The sequence below is a fragment of the Citrobacter sp. HN-141 genome, from assembly GCF_033341895.1.
Taxonomy (GTDB): Bacteria; Pseudomonadota; Gammaproteobacteria; order Enterobacterales; family Enterobacteriaceae; genus Citrobacter.
The window spans coordinates 51,236-65,661 of record NZ_JAWPBF010000013.1 but is presented as its reverse complement, the minus strand read 5'-3'; the positions used below and the strand labels follow the sequence as shown (position 1 = coordinate 65,661).

Below are 14,426 nucleotides of genomic sequence, written 5' to 3'. Positions count from 1 at the left end.
AAGAAACATTGCTTATCAGACGTATATCCAAACGAGATCCTGACAACCGAATGCCTGAACAACATCGTTACACGCTTCCAGCAAAAGCTGGCGATCAGCGCCAGTTGGGTGAACTTACCGGTGCCGCCTGCGCGACGCTGGTTGCAGAAATCGCCGAACACCATCCGGGACCCGTGGTGCTTATCGCGCCGGACATGCAAAATGCTTTGCGACTGCATGATGAAATTCGTCAGTTTACCGACCAGATGGTGATGAATCTGGCTGACTGGGAAACACTGCCCTATGACAGTTTTTCCCCGCATCAGGAAATTATCTCCTCGCGACTCTCCACGTTGTATCAACTGCCTGCGATGCAACGCGGTGTGCTGATCGTCCCGGTCAACACGTTGATGCAGCGCGTCTGCCCGCACAGCTATCTACACGGTCATGCGCTGGTGATGAAAAAGGGTCAGCGCCTGTCGCGTGATGCCCTGCGTGAGCAACTGGACAGCGCCGGTTATCGCCATGTTGATCAGGTTATGGAGCACGGTGAATACGCCACACGCGGTGCGTTGTTGGACTTGTTCCCAATGGGCAGTGAACTGCCTTATCGCCTTGATTTCTTTGATGACGAAATCGACAGTCTGCGTCTGTTTGATACCGACACCCAGCGCACGCTGGAAGAAGTCGACGCCATTAATTTGCTGCCTGCCCACGAATTTCCAACGGATAAGACAGCCATCGAGCTGTTCCGCAGTCAGTGGCGCGACACCTTTGAAGTTAAACGTGACGCCGAACATATTTATCAGCAGGTCAGTAAAGGCACGTTACCTGCCGGGATTGAATACTGGCAACCGCTGTTTTTCAGTGAGCCCCTGCCACCGCTGTTCAGCTACTTCCCTGCCAATACGCTGCTGGTGAATACCGGCGATTTAGAGACCAGCGCCGAGCGCTTTCAGGCTGATACGCAGTCACGCTTTGAGAATCGCGGTGTTGATCCAATGCGTCCACTGCTGCCGCCTGAATCGCTGTGGCTGCGGGTTGATGAACTGTTTTCCGAGCTTAAACGCTGGCCTCGCGTCCAGCTCAAAACCGAAAGTCTGGCAAACAAAGCGGCAAACACTAATCTGGGATTCCAGAAGCTGCCGGACATCGCCGTACAAGCGCAACAGAAATCACCGCTGGATGCGCTGCGTAAATTCCTGGAAACCTTCAACGGCCCGGTCATTTTCTCGGTAGAGAGTGAAGGTCGCCGTGAAGCACTCGGCGAACTTCTGGCTCGCATCAAAGTCGCGCCAAAACGTATTTTACGCCTTGATGAAGCCGCCGACAGCGGTCGTTATCTGATGATTGGTGCGGCAGAACATGGTTTCATTGATACCAAACGCAACCTGGCCCTGATTTGCGAAAGCGATCTCCTTGGTGAGCGTGTGGCACGTCGCCGTCAGGATTCCCGCCGCACGATTAACCCGGATACATTGATCCGAAACCTCGCTGAGCTGCATCCGGGGCAGCCCGTCGTGCACCTTGAGCACGGCGTGGGTCGCTATGCCGGTATGACCACGCTGGAAGCAGGCGGCATTACTGGCGAATACCTGATGCTCACCTATGCCAACGACGCCAAATTGTATGTCCCGGTGTCATCGTTGCATTTGATAAGCCGCTATGCCGGAGGCGCGGAAGAGAATGCCCCGCTGCATAAACTTGGTGGAGATGCCTGGTCCCGCGCCCGGCAGAAAGCCGCCGAGAAGGTGCGTGACGTCGCGGCGGAGTTGCTGGATATTTACGCCCAGCGTGCGGCAAAAGAAGGTTTTGCCTTTAAGCACGACCGCGAACAGTATCAGCTGTTTTGTGACAGCTTCCCGTTTGAAACCACACCCGATCAGGCACAGGCGATTAACGCGGTACTCAGCGATATGTGCCAGCCGCTGGCAATGGACCGTCTGGTGTGTGGTGACGTCGGCTTCGGCAAAACCGAAGTGGCGATGCGCGCTGCATTTCTCGCCGTCGAGAACCACAAACAGGTGGCCGTTTTAGTGCCGACTACCCTGCTCGCTCAGCAGCATTTCGACAACTTCCGCGACCGCTTTGCCAACTGGCCCGTGCGCATTGAGATGCTGTCCCGTTTTCGTAGCGCCAAAGAGCAAGCGCAGATTCTGGAGCAGGTTGCCGAAGGTAAAATCGATATTCTCATCGGCACGCACAAACTGCTGCAAAGCGATGTGAAACTCAAAGATTTGGGGCTGCTGATTGTCGATGAAGAGCACCGCTTCGGTGTCCGTCACAAAGAGCGTATTAAAGCGATGCGCGCCGATGTCGATATTCTGACGCTGACCGCAACCCCGATCCCGCGTACGCTCAATATGGCGATGAGCGGCATGCGCGATCTGTCCATTATCGCCACACCGCCAGCGCGTCGTCTGGCCGTCAAAACCTTTGTGCGCGAGTATGACAATCTGGTGGTGCGCGAGGCTATCCTGCGTGAAGTGCTGCGCGGCGGTCAGGTCTACTATCTGTTCAACGATGTGGAAAACATCCAGAAAACCGCTGACAGACTGGCAGAGCTGGTACCGGAAGCGCGTATCGGGATTGGACACGGGCAAATGCGCGAACGCGAGCTGGAACGTGTGATGAACGATTTCCACCATCAGCGCTTCAACGTGCTGGTGTGTACCACCATTATCGAAACCGGGATCGACATTCCCACCGCTAACACCATCATCATCGAACGTGCGGATCACTTCGGTTTAGCGCAATTGCACCAGCTGCGCGGTCGCGTGGGACGTTCTCACCACCAGGCGTACGCCTGGCTGCTGACGCCGCATCCGAAAGCGATGACCACCGACGCGCAAAAACGCCTGGAAGCCATCGCCTCACTGGAAGATTTGGGCGCAGGTTTTGCGCTGGCGACCCACGACCTCGAAATTCGCGGCGCCGGGGAATTGCTGGGGGAAGATCAGAGCGGCTCGATGGAAACCATCGGCTTCTCACTGTACATGGAACTGCTGGAGAACGCGGTTGATGCGCTAAAAGAGGGACGCGAACCGTCGCTCGAAGATCTCACCAACCAGCAAACTGAAGTCGAGCTGCGCATGCCTTCGCTACTGCCAGATGACTACATCCCCGATGTGAATACGCGACTGTCGTTCTACAAGCGGATTGCCAGTGCGAAAGGCGAAAACGAGCTGGAAGAGATTAAAGTTGAACTGATTGACCGTTTTGGTTTATTGCCTGACCCGGCCCGTACGCTGCTGGATATTGCCCGTTTGCGCCAGCAAGCGCAAAAACTGGGTATCAGAAAGCTGGAAGGCAATGAAAAAGGCGGGACGATTGAGTTTGCCGAGAAGAACCACGTCAACCCGGTGTGGCTGATTGGCTTACTGCAAAAGCAACCCCAACACTTCCGTCTGGATGGCCCTACCCGGCTGAAGTTCATGCAAGATTTGAGCGAGCGTAAAACCCGTATCGACTGGGTACGTCAGTTTATGCGTCAACTTGAAGAAAACGCCATAGCGTAGCGTTCCGGCCGGGTGAGCATGGTGCTTGCCCGGCCGATGAATTTACAAACTCTTTGCACTTCCCTGCACTTCCCGACACAGCAAACCGCCATAATTCCTGTTTACTTTTACATTATAAAAACCACGTAAAAACAATGGATTTATGGTGATGTTAAACAATAAACAACTCTCTCGCTGGCTAACGCTTTTTACGCTCGCGGCGACCGTCGCGTTAGCGCTGCCGGCTCAAGCGAATGCCTGGCCGCTCCCGCCGCCAGGCAGCAAACTGGTGGGTGAAAATGCCACTCACGTTGTCGAAAACAACGGCGGATCGCTGGAAGCCATTGCGAAAAAATACAACGTCGGCTTTTTAGCGCTGCTACAGGCTAACCCCGGCGTCGATCCATACGTACCTCGCCCGGGCAGTGTTTTAACCATCCCATTGCAAACTCTGCTGCCGGATGCCCCACGCGAAGGGATTGTCATTAACCTCGCCGAACTGCGTCTTTACTATTACCCGCCAGGGACAAAATCGGTGACCGTGTATCCTATTGGCATTGGCCAGTTAGGCGGCGACACCCTGACGCCAACAATGGTCACCACCATCTCTGATAAGCGTGCCAACCCGACCTGGACACCAACGGCGAATATCCGCGCACGGTATAAAGCCAATGGTATCGACCTCCCTGCTGTAGTACCTGCCGGGCCAGATAACCCGATGGGGCATCATGCTATCCGCTTAGCGGCTTACGGCGGTGTGTATTTGCTGCATGGAACCAACGCGGATTTTGGCATCGGCATGCGTGTCAGTTCTGGGTGTATTCGCCTGCGTGACGGTGATATTGAAACCTTATTCCGTCAGGTTACGCCGGGAACCAAAGTGAACATCATCAACACGCCGATTAAAGCCTCCGTTGAACCTAACGGTATGCGCCTGGTTGAAGTACACCAACCGCTGTCAGAAAAGATTAATGACGATCCGCAGTTACTGCCAATCGTGTTGAATTCATCAATGCAGAGCTTTAAAAATGCGGCACAGACAGACGCCGCTGTGATGGAGCATGCAATGGAGCTACGTTCAGGCATGCCGGTAGACGTGACGCGCCACCACGATGTTCCCGCACAAACGCTGTAAACTCAGGTCATAAAAAAAACCCCGCCGGTTTGTTCCCGCGGGGGTTTTTTATTGAATTCGCAGTGGCATTGCGAGGGTTTACAACTTATTTGTAGATAACTGCAGTCCCGTGAAGGGTGTTAGGACCGGTAACAGAAGTAATACGGAATGACTTCGCCCCCATTTCATCTGCTTTCTGTGCCAGTTGATCTTCCAGAGAACCTAAGTTAGTCCCGGCGTTGGCAGAGATAGTACCAACTTTCTGTTGGCCTGCAGGTGTAGCCTGAACCTCAACAGCGGCAAAGCTTGCAAATGAGAGTGAGCTCAGGACAGCAGCGACAAAAAGAGTTTTTACGTTTTTCATGATAGTTACCTTTAGCAGATGAATGTGTGCCGTAAGCGATTAACTTAACGATCGATAGGTAAATCATAGATGTGATCCAGGTCACACGTCAATATTTTTTTATAACGATTGTTATATAAAACATAAAGGTCTTATTTTTCATATCAATAGCATTGAATTATTTTTATCGTGAATGCACTGGAGTGTCTGCGCGATTATTTTTATAATGGTTATTCAATAAACCCAACCAGGTACAACGGCACCATGACAACTGAAACGACAAGTTGTGCAAAAAAAAGCCGTGGCCGACCAAAAGTGTTCGACAGGGAAGCCGCGCTTGATAAGGCCATGACACTCTTCTGGCAGCACGGATATGAAGCGACATCGCTCGCCGATCTCGTAGAAGCAACCGGGGCAAAAGCGCCGACGCTGTATGCAGAATTTACCAATAAGGAAGGACTGTTTCGTGCCGTGCTGGACCGCTATATCAGTCGCTTCGCGGCAAAACACGAAGCCCAACTGTTTTGTGAAGAAAAAAACCTCGAATCCGCACTCGAGGACTATTTCACCGCCATAGCGACCTGCTTCACCAGTAAAGACACGCCTGCGGGATGCTTTATGATTAACACATCCGCCACGCTGGCCGCCTCCTCCCGGGACATTGCGCACACGGTTAAATCCCGTCACGCCATGCAGGAGCAGACGCTGGCTCAGTTTCTGCATCAACGACAAGAAAAGGGCGAAATACCGGCACACTGCGATGTACAAAAGTTGGCTGAATATCTGAACTGTATTTTGCAGGGTATGTCGATCAGCGCCCGCGAAGGAGCCACATTCGAAAAACTGATGCAAATCGCGCACACCACGTTACGATTGTGGCCTGAACTGATTAAAGATTAACCCTTTCAACACGACCCACGTCCTAATGTCATCACCGGGAGCTTACGCTGCTCCCGGTAGAAACGGCACTTCTTAATCCCTACATTCTTTATTGTTTTCATTAGGTTAATGCATTTCTTTTGTAAAATGCATTGATAATATCAATCATTATCAGCAATATTCGCATTCGCCTTAATACCTGTTTCATAATGTAACGATCGGTTTCCATGCCGTAAAAATAAAAACAGACCAACAAATTTTATAAGGAATGCAAATGAATAAGCATCTCTGGGTGCTCAATCCTCTGTTACTGTCTTTAACCCTACCGGCAATGGCGGCAGAAGAAGAAGATCTCATCGTCAGCGCCAACCGTAGCCAACGTACTGTGTCTCAAATGGCACAAACTACATGGGTTATCGAAGGCAGAGAGATTGAACAGCAGGTTCAGGGGGGGAAAGAGTTTAAGGATGTTCTTGCTCAGTTGATCCCCGGAATCGACGTCAGCAGCCAGGGACGGACCAACTACGGGATGAACATGCGTGGTCGCGCCATCGTTGTGCTTATTGACGGTGTTCGTCTCAACTCTTCCCGCACCGACAGCCGTCAGCTCGACGCCATTGATCCGTTTAATATTGCCCACATCGAAGTTATCTCCGGGGCAACATCGCTGTATGGCGGCGGAAGTACCGGTGGTTTGATCAACATCGTCACCAAAAAAGGTCAGCCTGAGCGTGAAGTTGAACTCGAGCTGGGCAGCAAAAGCGGATTCAACAACAGTAACGATCATGACGAACGGGTTGCCGCCGCAGTTAGCGGAGGAACCGACCGCGCTTCCGGACGCATGTCTGTCGCTTATCAACGGTTTGGGGGGTGGTATGATGCCAACCACGACGCCTTAATGCTCGATAATACCCAAACCGGTTTGCAGCATTCCGACCGCCTGGACCTGATGGGTACCGGGACGATTGAGCTTGATGACAACCGCCAGTTGCAGCTGGTTACGCAGTACTACAAAAGCCAGGGCGATGACGACTACGGACTGGATCTCGGCGAGAACATGTCCGCCGTGACGGGAACCGGTAACGCTACTACCAGCAGCGGTCTCAATTCCGACCGAATCCCCGGCACGGAACGGCATCTGATCAGTCTGCAATATTCCGATGCCAATTTCTTCGGCCAGAATCTGGTCAGCCAGATCTATTACCGTGACGAATCACTTAAATTCTATCCCTTCCCTACGCTGAGCAAAGGTAAGGTCACCAGTTTCTCCGCATCACAACAGGATACTGACCAGTTTGGTGCCAAAATCACCCTCAACAGCCAGCTGATGGAAAACTGGGAGCTGACATGGGGTATCGACGCCGATCACGAAACATTCGATTCCAATCAAGAATTCTTCGATCTGGCTTATTCCCTCCCCTCTGGCGGTATGGATAACCGAACGGCCTACACCACCGGGCGCTATCCCGGTTACAGCATCACCAACTTTGCGCCTTTCCTGCAAAACAGCTACGACATTAATGACATCTTTACGCTCAGCGGCGGTATCCGCTACCAGTGGACTGAAAACCGCGTTGATGATTTTGTCGGCTATACGCAGCAACAAGGCATCGCAACGGGCCTGGCGAACTCTGCTGATAGTATCCCAGGTGGCAAAGCAGACTATGATAACTTCCTGTTTAACGCGGGCATCCTCGCACACCTGACCGATCGCCAGCAGACCTGGTTCAACTTCTCTCAAGGTGTGGAACTTCCCGACCCTGGAAAATACTATGGCAACGGTACCTACTCGCTGGTTGGCGATCATTATCAGCTCCAGCGCAGCGTTAACGTAGCGGATTCACGCCTGGAAGGCATTAAAGTTAACTCTTATGAACTGGGGTGGCGCTACACCGGCGATAATCTGCGTACACAGCTCGCCGCTTACTATTCCACGTCTGATAAATCGATCGCCGTTAACCGCGACGATATGACCATTAACGTAAAGCCCGACGATCGCCGGATTTATGGCCTTGAAGGCGCGGTGGATTATTTCATTGCTGATACGGACTGGAGTCTGGGAAGTAACTTCAACATCATTAAATCGGAAGTGAAGCAAAACGGTAAATGGCAAAAATGGGATGTCACTCTGGCTTCGCCATCTAAAGCCACCGCATGGGTTGGCTGGGCACCGGAACCGTGGTCGCTGCGTGTGCAGAGTCAGCAGACATTTGACCTTAGCGACGCCAGCGGCAACAAGCTGGATGGGTACAATACGATGGACTTTATCGGCAGCTATCAGCTCCCGCTGGGTAAACTGACCTTTAGCGTTGAGAACCTGCTGAATGAAGAGTACACCACCCTCTGGGGACAGCGTGCACCGTTACTCTACAGCCCGACTTATGGCAGTCCATCATTGTATGAATACAAAGGCCGGGGACGCACCTTTGGTTTGAACTATGCCTTAACCTTCTAATAAAAAAAGCCCCCCAGCCTGAGCGATGGGGGGCTAATGTTCAGGATAACGCTATTTTACGCCTTGTTATTCAGAACCAACTGGCCGTGGTTATCCAGCGGAATTTGCGAACCGGGATCTTTATCCATACGGATTTTGCCCTGCTGATCGCCAATTTTATACGTTACGTCGTAGCCCAGCATTTTTTCTGATTTGTCATACACCGTTTTACAACGTTGTTGTGTAGTCGTGTACGTATCGTTTTCCTGCATTGAACCCTGAATCTGGTTACCTGCATAACCGCCACCTAACGCACCGGCAACGGTCGCAATGTCTTTGCCGCGTCCACCACCAAACTGATGACCAATTACGCCCCCGGCAACCGCACCCAGCACGGAACCGGCAATACGGTTTTCATCCTGTACAGGTTTACGGTGAGTAACCGTCACGTTACGACACTCCTGGCGCGGTGTTTTTACCGTTTCTTTAATCGGTGTTGCAGAGACGACTTGTGCAAACTGTGGGCCACGCTCAAAAACGTTTAGACTGGCCACCGCTGCCACACCCAGCGCAGCAGCTACGCCAATCCCTATACCCGCCAACATTGATTTATTCACGGGACTTCCTCCTTTTTTGCTATTAGCAACAACTTTGCAACAGAAGGTAAATAATGCCAATCAGATTACGGATGAAAATCGCGGGGATAGGGGGGAAAGCAGCATGATTCAGAGAACTCTGAAAGAAAGTGCCGGATGAAGCATTTCATCCGGCATTACAAGCCAGTATTAGTGCAGTTTAAGACGCGGACGAATCACACGGTTAATGCTGCCAACCAACATCATCAGGCCGGTTTTGAAGTAACCATGCAGCGCAATCTGGTGCATACGGTACAGTGAAATATAGACAAAGCGCGCAATACGCCCTTCCACCATCATTGAGCCACGCGTCAGGTTCCCCATCAGGCTACCCACGGTAGAGAAGTTGGAGAGAGAAACCAGAGAACCGTGATCTTTATACTGATACGCTTTCAGCGGTTTACCGTTCATCTGTGCCAGAATGTTGTTCATCGCGCAGGATGCCATCTGGTGCGCAGCCTGGGCACGCGGTGGCACAAAACCCCCTTCCGGACGCGCACAGGAAGCACAGTCACCAATCGCATAGATGTCCGGATCGCGCGACGTCTGCAGGGTCGGTTCAACCACCAGCTGGTTGATACGGTTGGTTTCCAGACCACCAATCTCTTTCATAAAGTCTGGCGCTTTGATACCTGCTGCCCACACCATCAGATCGGCTTTGATGTACTCGCTATCTTTGGTGTGCAACCCACCTTCGTCAGCGCTGGTTACCATCGTCTGAGTCAGGACACGTACGCCCAGTTTAGTTAGCTCGTTATGCGCAGCACTGGAGATCCGTGGCGGCAACGCTGGCAGAATACGTTCCCCGGCTTCCACCAGTGTGACGTTCAGCGCTTCGTTGGTCAGCCCTTTATAACCATAGCTGTGCAACTGTTTTACCGCATTGTGCAGCTCAGCAGAGAGTTCTACCCCCGTTGCACCACCACCGACGATAGCGATATTCACTTTGCCGTTCGCGCCCAGGTTTGCGGAATATTTCAGGAACAGATTCAGCATTTCCTGGTGGAAGCGACGCGCCTGGTGCGGGTTATCGAGGAAAATACAGTTTTCTTTGACGCCCGGCGTGTTGAAATCATTGGACGTACTGCCCAGCGCCATCACCAGCGTGTCATATGGCACTTTACGCTCAGGGACCAGCAGATCGCCTTTCTCGTCTCGCAGCTCAGCAATCGTGATGGTCTTCGCTTCACGATCGATATCCATCACCGAACCCAGCTGGAACTGGAACCCGTGGTTACGGGCATGTGCCAGATAGCTCAGCGCATCAACACCTTCATCCAGCGATCCTGTTGCCACTTCGTGCAGCAACGGTTTCCACAGGTGGCTGTGGTTTCTGTCTACCAGCGTAATTTTTGCCTTTTTCTTACGACCCAGTTTTTTACCCAACTGCGTCGCCATTTCCAGTCCGCCAGCACCGCCGCCGACAATCACGATCCTTTTCAATGGTGTAGTCAACGTGACCCCCTCAAATTTATTAACCAATTGTTAACTAAAAGTTATACGCATAGCCTTTAATTAACAACAAGTTACGACAATGAAAATGTTCTTCGAGACTGAGAATAACACGAACGGTGCATTGGTCATACCAAAATTGATGTGTATCAAGTTTTGATGCTGAAAAGATAGACAACCCAGACTTTTAGGATAAAAAAACCAGCCCGAAGGCTGGTTTTCTAAACGCTCGGTAAAGATTAACCTAACGTCTTGAACGCTTTGATGCGCTGCAAATGCGGGGAGATGTTTTTGAATTTATGGGTTTGTTCTTCATCCCATACAATTTCATAGTAATGATGCAGCTCCTGCGACGAACGCTGGCTGTTCAAGGCTTCATCATGGCGCGACAGAATAACCAGGCAGCGATCGCGATTTTTCTCACGGAAGTTGGTCACACATTTTGTGGCGATATCCGCATACTCTTCCGGCCTGTCGATTTTCCCTTCCATATTCTCATACGGGAACAGGTTAGGGTTAAACACCACCTGACGAATATCACACAGGAAACCAATCCGTTCAGCCCAATACCCCCCCAGCCCAACGCCGCAAATCAACGGTCGATCATCCACATTAAGCTGCAACATTTTGTCCACTTCTTTCAGCAGATGCTGCATATCATGTTTAGGATGCCGCGTACTGTAGCTAATCAGCCTGACATCCGGGTCAATAAATTGCAGTTGCAATACTTTCTCGTGGTTGCCCGGACTGTTAGAGTCAAAACCGTGTAAATAGATAATCATCGCATCCTCGCCAAACTTGCGTTAATGACCTGCTTTCTCTTCCTGCCAACGCTCATGAAGCTGGTTGAGCTGGGCGCTTACTGTCTTCCAGCGAGCCGAGTCCATCAGTTCCTGACGTGAAAATGAACCTTTATGATACAAACGTGTAACACGTTCTGCATTGATCGGCGACAGATTATCTAAAACGCTGACCGCACCCTTACGATTATTGCAGACCAGGATCATATCGCAACCTGCATCCAGCGATGCCTGCCCGCGCTCTGCGTAGCTCCCCATAATTGCTGCGCCTTCCATCGACAAATCGTCGGAGAAAATCACGCCGTCGAAACCGAGCTCCTGGCGCAGCACGGTTTTCAGCCAGTGGGGTGAACCGCTCGCGGGTCGCGGGTCGACATCACTGTAAATGACGTGCGCTGGCATAATTGCATCCAGTTTGTTTTCAGTGATTAACGTCTGGAATACCGACATATCTTTCGCACGGATCTCGGCTTCAGAACGCGGATCGGTTGGCGTTTCTTTATGCGAATCCGCCGTCACTGCACCATGTCCGGGGAAGTGTTTACCGGTCGTTTTCATTCCGGCCGCATGCATGCCATCAATAAAGCGGGTTGCCATCGCCAACGCTTTCGCGGGTTCGGCATGATAAGAACGTTCACCAATCGCAGCACTGATATGCCCCACATCCAGAACGGGCGCGAAGCTAATATCAATATCCATCGCGATCATTTCACTGGCCATCAGCCATCCCGCTTCCTGAGCCAGTTTGCCTCCCTCTTCCAGCCCATGCAGTGCAGCAAAAGATTGCGCCGCAGGTAGACGGGTGAAACCTTCACGAAAGCGCTGGACGCGCCCCCCTTCCTGATCCACTGCCACCACCAGATGATTGCGCGACGCGGCACGAATCTGGCGAACCAGCTCACGTAGCTGCTCCGGGTCATGATAATTTCGGGTAAAGAGGATTAACCCGCCTACCAGTGGATGCGCCAGAATCTCACGCTCTTCAGCGTCCAGCTCATACCCTTCGACATCCAACATTACTGGGCCCACACTGCTCTCCTTATCCTTTTATTGTTAGCTGCCGCCAGGTTTCATCGGCCAGCCTGATAAATTGTCGATCGCCGGTTTGTTGCCAGCGATACTCAAACCATCCCACCTTCAGCATCATCACCCACAACTGCCAACGTCTAACCTGCCGCCACAGGACATCGGGTTCAATATGCGCATGTTTGGCATAGGCATTTACCAGCTGTCGGCGCTGGGATTCATCCACGGCCCACACTGCTGCGAGTTCCAGAGCAATATCACCGTCTCCGGCGTATTCCCAGTCGATTAACCGCAGTCCTGACGCCGTGCGTACAATATTGTCGCCGTGAACATCCATATGCAATGGTCCCAAACGTAAGGGACGCGGCTCACCTTTAGTTCTTAGCCGCTTTAGCAGTTGCAACCAGCGCGGCGTTCGGCGCGCCGGATCGCTACACTGCCAGTACTGCTCAAGCAGTGGCAACAGATTGATTCGCCAGCCCAGACGGGGTTGCTGATGCAAATAATACAGTAAGCCTGCGAGTTCGTCGGCTTCCGGTAATCTGGATTCTACCTTACCGTGAAAAAAATCGACTGCCATCCACCCCCGCGTATAAAAACGGGGTCTGGGGGCAAGATTCTCAGGCAGATGTTTTAACGCGTGATACTGGCGTAGAAAATGCGATTCTGGCGCGTTAGGATCGTGATGGCAGCGCAACACTAAACGGTGGGCTTGATGTTCGATGATGCAGCTCCCGCCGCTCAAACCGCTTTGGCTGGTTACGACGGGATGATACTGCGGGAAATAGCGCGACAGAACTTCATCGCGCGTCAGTCTGTTATTGTTGCTGAACGGCACCTTTACCTGACCAGATTATCTCGCCAGTTTGTACCAGCATTAATTGCATTTGCAGCGCAGGTGAATTGACGTTACCGGAAGCGCTGGAATAGAGCACATACTGAGCGCCAACGTTACGGGCAATACCAATCGCTTTGCTGCGTGTTCCCAGGCTGTCGTTCGGCGACAAACCTAACCGCTGCTTGGCTACTGCCAACTGCTGCGCAGAAACCAGGGTAAATTTACCATTATTCGCCAGCGCATTTCGCAAAGTCTCGGTGGCTTCACCCGCGTTTAACGAGCCGTTGGTACGGTTATTTACGCTATCAACCAGCAGTACGCCCCCAGCTTTCACACCCTCAGCCTGCAGCATTTTGCCGACCATCGGCTGCATTGCCCCGTTCCAGTCATAATGACGCTGACGTGGAGTTGGCTGCGCCGTTTGGTCCTCGTGTTCAATCGGCCCCGGCTGCTGCGGTATGGTTGGCACCGTTGGTACCACCGGAACTGGCTGTTGCGGCTGCGCAGGCTGTTCCGGCACCGGCTTCACTTCCTCTACCGGCGCTGGCTCACGTTGAGCCACACAACCAGAGAGAAACATCGCCAGCGCGGCAATCAATGCGTAGCGATTCATTTTGATCTTCAAGATTCACCCCTTACAAATAAAGATAAAGCCTAACCTTGTGCGCCCCCAGATAATTGGCGCTGCCGTACAGCGTTACCGACGAACGAGCCGGAATAGTGATGCTGCGTGGCGCTTCCAGAGGGTGCATCTCCAGCCCTCTGGCGTCATACCAGTAAAACCGATAATGAACGGTGACAGGTTCTTGTCTTTCGTTATAGAGTCGTGAGGATGCAGAGGCCTGAATATCAGACGTTGTTAACTCAGGCGGCTCTGCGGTGATACCCGCCGCCAGTATTGTTGATTCCATCACCAGAGACTGTTCATCACTGACCGGAATTTCCGGGTGTGAACGGCAGCCAGCCAGCAACAGCAGACCCAACGTAAGCGCAATGCATCCTCTGGTCATTATTAAAGACCTTTATGCGCGAGCATTGGACCAAGCGCACGTCCACCCAGCAGATGCATATGAATGTGATACACCTCCTGACCGCCGTGACGGTTGGTATTCATAATCAAACGGTATCCATCTTCGGCAATGCCTTCCTGCTCAGCGATTTTCGCCGCCACGGTGATCATTCGTCCCAGCGCCTGCTCATGCTCTGCCGTCACATCGTTGACGGTTGGGATTAAAACGTTCGGGATGATCAGAATATGCGTTGGTGCCTGAGGCGAAATATCACGAAACGCAGTGACCAGCTCATCCTGGTATACGATGTCCGAGGGTATTTCACGACGAATAATTTTGCTGAATATAGTTTCTTCTGCCACGACGTTTTCCTTTTTCATTTAGAGCCCATGCGTTGTGCCATGCTACGCCGGGTGACT

General features: G+C 52.1%; 13 protein-coding genes. 4 read left to right on the top strand and 9 right to left on the bottom strand.

Features of this window, described 5'->3' with window-relative positions:
- Positions 1-50: 50 nt before the first annotated feature.
- Positions 51-3,497: a transcription-repair coupling factor gene (gene mfd, locus RYZ59_RS16470; RefSeq protein ID WP_318049517.1), complete on the top strand. Its 3,447-nt coding sequence runs from the start codon at positions 51-53 to the stop codon at positions 3,495-3,497.
- Between the two features lie 148 nt (positions 3,498-3,645).
- On the top strand, positions 3,646-4,611 hold the full coding sequence (locus RYZ59_RS16465; protein WP_318049522.1) for a L,D-transpeptidase family protein: 966 nt from the start codon (positions 3,646-3,648) through the stop codon (positions 4,609-4,611).
- 85 nt (positions 4,612-4,696) lie between these two features.
- Here RYZ59_RS16465 and bhsA read toward each other — a convergent pair whose 3' ends face one another.
- Positions 4,697-4,954, bottom strand: a complete 258-nt coding sequence (gene bhsA / locus RYZ59_RS16460; RefSeq protein ID WP_029139491.1) for a multiple stress resistance protein BhsA — start codon at positions 4,952-4,954, stop codon at positions 4,697-4,699.
- A gap of 243 nt (positions 4,955-5,197) precedes the next feature.
- Between bhsA and comR the strand changes: the two genes are divergently transcribed.
- Together comR and RYZ59_RS16450 are read left to right on the top strand one after the other, a co-directional pair.
- Positions 5,198-5,833: a TetR family copper-responsive transcriptional repressor ComR gene (gene comR / locus RYZ59_RS16455; protein WP_137382954.1), complete on the top strand. Its 636-nt coding sequence runs from the start codon at positions 5,198-5,200 to the stop codon at positions 5,831-5,833.
- A 253-nt stretch (positions 5,834-6,086) separates the two neighbouring features.
- Positions 6,087-8,267, top strand: coding sequence for a TonB-dependent siderophore receptor (locus RYZ59_RS16450; RefSeq protein ID WP_318049524.1), 2,181 nt, complete (start codon positions 6,087-6,089; stop codon positions 8,265-8,267).
- A gap of 56 nt (positions 8,268-8,323) precedes the next feature.
- Here the strand turns inward: RYZ59_RS16450 and RYZ59_RS16445 are convergent, their stop codons facing one another.
- The 8 genes from RYZ59_RS16445 to hinT form a co-directional block, all read right to left on the bottom strand.
- The gene (locus RYZ59_RS16445; RefSeq protein WP_318049525.1) at positions 8,324-8,863 is read right to left on the bottom strand and encodes a glycine zipper 2TM domain-containing protein; all 540 of its coding nucleotides are present in this window, start codon (positions 8,861-8,863) and stop codon (positions 8,324-8,326) included.
- Between the two features lie 168 nt (positions 8,864-9,031).
- On the bottom strand, positions 9,032-10,336 hold the full coding sequence (gene ndh / locus RYZ59_RS16440) for an NADH-quinone dehydrogenase (RefSeq protein ID WP_318049529.1): 1,305 nt from the start codon (positions 10,334-10,336) through the stop codon (positions 9,032-9,034).
- A 236-nt stretch (positions 10,337-10,572) separates the two neighbouring features.
- Positions 10,573-11,115, bottom strand: coding sequence for an alpha/beta hydrolase YcfP (ycfP, locus tag RYZ59_RS16435; protein WP_137382956.1), 543 nt, complete (start codon positions 11,113-11,115; stop codon positions 10,573-10,575).
- Between the two features lie 21 nt (positions 11,116-11,136).
- The gene (nagZ, locus tag RYZ59_RS16430; protein ID WP_202038895.1) at positions 11,137-12,162 is read right to left on the bottom strand and encodes a beta-N-acetylhexosaminidase; all 1,026 of its coding nucleotides are present in this window, start codon (positions 12,160-12,162) and stop codon (positions 11,137-11,139) included.
- Between the two features lie 10 nt (positions 12,163-12,172).
- Positions 12,173-12,997 (bottom strand): thiamine kinase, encoded by an 825-nt coding sequence (gene thiK, locus RYZ59_RS16425; RefSeq protein WP_318049534.1) that lies wholly within the window; start codon positions 12,995-12,997, stop codon positions 12,173-12,175.
- Positions 12,978-13,610, bottom strand: a complete 633-nt coding sequence (lpoB, locus tag RYZ59_RS16420) for a penicillin-binding protein activator LpoB (RefSeq protein ID WP_318049624.1) — start codon at positions 13,608-13,610, stop codon at positions 12,978-12,980. Before lpoB ends, thiK begins: the two co-directional genes overlap by 20 nt.
- Positions 13,611-13,632: 22 nt before the next feature.
- Positions 13,633-14,007 carry a YcfL family protein gene (locus tag RYZ59_RS16415; protein ID WP_137382959.1) on the bottom strand — a complete coding sequence of 125 codons (375 nt, stop codon included), beginning with the start codon at positions 14,005-14,007 and terminating at the stop codon, positions 13,633-13,635.
- Between the two features lie 2 nt (positions 14,008-14,009).
- The gene (hinT, locus tag RYZ59_RS16410; protein WP_005121105.1) at positions 14,010-14,369 is read right to left on the bottom strand and encodes a purine nucleoside phosphoramidase; all 360 of its coding nucleotides are present in this window, start codon (positions 14,367-14,369) and stop codon (positions 14,010-14,012) included.
- Positions 14,370-14,426: the final 57 nt, after the last annotated feature.

What these genes read in the sequence shown, in the direction of transcription:
- mfd (WP_318049517.1), top strand. Translation starts at nt 51, where the DNA reads ATGCCTGAACAACATCGTTACACGCTTCCAGCAAAAGCTGGCGATCAG.
- RYZ59_RS16465 (WP_318049522.1), top strand. Translation starts at nt 3,646, where the DNA reads ATGTTAAACAATAAACAACTCTCTCGCTGGCTAACGCTTTTTACGCTC.
- bhsA (WP_029139491.1), bottom strand. Translation starts at nt 4,954, where the DNA reads ATGAAAAACGTAAAAACTCTTTTTGTCGCTGCTGTCCTGAGCTCACTC.
- comR (WP_137382954.1), top strand. Translation starts at nt 5,198, where the DNA reads ATGACAACTGAAACGACAAGTTGTGCAAAAAAAAGCCGTGGCCGACCA.
- RYZ59_RS16450 (WP_318049524.1), top strand. Translation starts at nt 6,087, where the DNA reads ATGAATAAGCATCTCTGGGTGCTCAATCCTCTGTTACTGTCTTTAACC.
- ycfP (WP_137382956.1), bottom strand. Translation starts at nt 11,115, where the DNA reads ATGATTATCTATTTACACGGTTTTGACTCTAACAGTCCGGGCAACCAC.
- lpoB (WP_318049624.1), bottom strand. Translation starts at nt 13,610, where the DNA reads ATGAATCGCTACGCATTGATTGCCGCGCTGGCGATGTTTCTCTCTGGT.
- RYZ59_RS16415 (WP_137382959.1), bottom strand. Translation starts at nt 14,007, where the DNA reads ATGACCAGAGGATGCATTGCGCTTACGTTGGGTCTGCTGTTGCTGGCT.